Below are 2,725 nucleotides of genomic sequence, written 5' to 3'. Positions count from 1 at the left end.
GCCTGTTCCCGTCGCATCCCCTGTTCTCGTGACGGATGCCGCGGCCCCGCGCCTCTCCCCCGCGCTCCGCGGCAAGCTCGAGCGCGTCCCGGTCGCCGCCCTCAGCGGACAGCTGCGCAAGCGCGGCCTGAACGACGTCACGATCGACGGGGTGCACGCTCTCACCCCCGGCAGCCGCTTCGTCGGCACCGCCCGCACCTTGCGCTTCGTGCCGCACCGCGAGGACCTCTTCGCGAGCCACGGCGGCGGGCAGAACGCCCAGAAGCGCGCGTTCGACGCGGTGGAGGAGGGCGAGGTCATCGTCATCGAGGCCCGCGGCGAGACCGGTTCCGGCACGCTCGGCGACATCCTCGCCATCCGCGCCCACGCGCGGGGAGCCGCCGCGATCGTCACCGACGGCGGCGTGCGGGATGCCGAGGCCGTCGCCTCGGTCGGCATCCCCGTCTTCACCGCCGGCCCTCACCCCGCCGTCCTCGGCCGCCGACACGTGCCGTGGGAGACCGACGTCGCCGTCGGCTGCGGCGGCACCACCGTCGAGCCGGGTGACATCCTCGTCGGCGACGGCGACGGCGTGATCGTCATTCCTCCCGCGATCGCCGAGGAGGTGGTCGACGCCGCCCTGGCGCAAGAGGACGAAGACGCGTGGATCGCCGCGCGGGTGGCATCCGGTCACCCGATCGAGGGGCTGTTCCCGATGAACGCGGAATGGCGCGCCCGCTACGAGAACGAGAGGGACGCGTGATGGCCCTTCGACAGGCTCAGGGACCCGACACCGAGCCCACGAAGAGCAAGTCGCAGCAGGCCTACCACTGGATCAAGCAGCGCATCGCGTCGCAGGAGTTCACGCCGGGCTACCGGCTCGTGCTCGGCACGATCGCGGGCGAGCTCGAGATGAGCGTGGTCCCGGTGCGCGAGGCCATCCGCCAGCTCGAGGCCGAGGGCCTGGTGATGTTCGAGCGCAACGTCGGCGCCCGTGTCTCGATGGTCGACGACACCGCCTACCGCTACAGCATGCAGTCGCTCAGCATCCTCGAGGGGGCAGCCACCGCCCTGTCGGCCCGCGCGCTCACCGCCGACGACGTGCGCCGCGCCCGTCAGGTGAACGCGCTCATGGTCGAGACGCTCGAGCACTTCGACCCGCGCGCCTTCACCGCGCTGAACCAGGAGTTCCACGCGATCCTCTTCGAGAAGTGCGCGAATCCGCGCATGCTCGAGCTCGTCCAGGCCGAGTGGGCCCGCCTCGGGCACCTGCGCGACTCGACGTTCAGCTTCGTCCCCGGCCGCGCCGCCGAATCGGTGCGCGAGCACGAGAACATCCTCGTCCTCATCGAGAACGGCGCCCCGCTCGCCGAGATCGAGAAGGTCTCGCGCCGCCACCGCTCCGCCACCCTCGACGCCTACCTGATCCACGAGCACCCCGATGAGGCGCTCGGCCTTCCCGCTTTCTGACGTTTCGCCCACCCGACATCGCCGTCGCGGATCGCCGGCCGCCGGCATCCACCCCTCCCACGAAGGAGCAGCCATGACCACCCCGCTCGCCACCACCGGCCGGACCCCGGCCGATCTGCCCGAGCACATCCAGCACTACATCGGCGGATCGTTCGTCGACTCCGTCGACGGCGACACGTTCGACGTGCTCGACCCCGTGACGAACCAGACGTACGTCACGGCCGCCGCCGGAAAGAAGGCCGACATCGACCTCGCCGTCGCCGCGGCCCGGAAGGCCTTCACCGAGGGTCCCTGGCCGCGGATGCTCCCCCGCGAGCGCTCGCGCGTGCTGCACCGCATCGCCGACATCGTCGAGTCGCGCGACGAGCGCCTCGCGGAGCTGGAGTCGTTCGACTCGGGGCTCCCCATCACGCAGGCGCTCGGTCAGGCCCGCCGCGCGGCCGAGAACTTCCGCTTCTTCGCCGACCTGATCGTGGCGCAGACCGACGACGCCTTCAAGGTGCCCGGCCGTCAGCTCAACTACGTCAACCGCAAGCCGATCGGCGTCGCCGGCCTCATCACGCCGTGGAACACGCCCTTCATGCTCGAGTCCTGGAAGCTGGGCCCGGCGCTGGCGACCGGCAACACCGTGGTGCTCAAGCCGGCCGAGTTCACCCCGCTCTCGGCATCCCTCTGGGCGGGGATCTTCGAGGAGGCGGGCCTGCCCGAGGGCGTGTTCAACCTCGTCAACGGCCTCGGCGAAGACGCGGGCGACGCGCTCGTGAAGCACCCCGACGTGCCGCTCATCTCGTTCACCGGCGAGAGCAGCACCGGGTCGCTGATCTTCGCGAACGCCGCGCCGTTCCTGAAGGGGCTGTCGATGGAGCTGGGCGGAAAGAGCCCCGCGATCGTCTTCGCCGACGCGGATCTGGATGCCGCGATCGACGCGACGATCTTCGGGGTGTTCTCGCTCAACGGCGAGCGCTGCACCGCGGGCAGCCGCATCCTCGTCGAGCGCTCCGTGTACGACGACTTCGTCGCCCGCTACGCTGCCCAGGCCGACCGCGTGAAGGTCGGCTTCCCCGACGACCCCGCGACCGAGGTCGGCGCGCTCGTGCACCCCGAGCACTACGCGAAGGTGATGTCGTACGTCGAGCTCGGCAAGACCGAGGGGCGTCTGGTCGCCGGCGGCGGCCGGCCCGAGGAGTTCCCCGAGGGCAACTTCGTGCGACCCACGGTGTTCGCCGACGTCGCCCCCGACGCGCGCATCTTCCAGGAGGAGATCTTCGGCCCCGTC

At 71.1% G+C, this 2,725-nt stretch carries 2 protein-coding genes and 1 pseudogene; all 3 read left to right on the top strand.

All coding sequences use genetic code 11. The features are described from left to right. Nucleotides 1-742, top strand: a pseudogene (locus tag NS220_RS18310) (fumarylacetoacetate hydrolase family protein); the annotation flags it as partial. Beyond that, entirely contained in the window at nt 742-1,449 is a 708-nt protein-coding gene (locus tag NS220_RS18305; RefSeq protein WP_058625406.1) for a GntR family transcriptional regulator, read from the top strand. The pseudogene NS220_RS18310 and the gene NS220_RS18305, both read left to right, overlap by 1 nt. Before the next feature lie 73 nt (nt 1,450-1,522). Beyond that, nucleotides 1,523-2,725 (top strand): aldehyde dehydrogenase family protein (locus NS220_RS18300; protein ID WP_058625405.1); only part of this gene is annotated, 1,203 nt, incomplete at its 3' end.

This window comes from Microbacterium testaceum (assembly GCF_001476655.1).
Taxonomy (GTDB): Bacteria; Actinomycetota; Actinomycetes; order Actinomycetales; family Microbacteriaceae; genus Microbacterium; species Microbacterium testaceum_C.
Note: the sequence above shows the minus strand (reverse complement) of the source record. Positions and strands in the feature narration are given on the sequence as shown.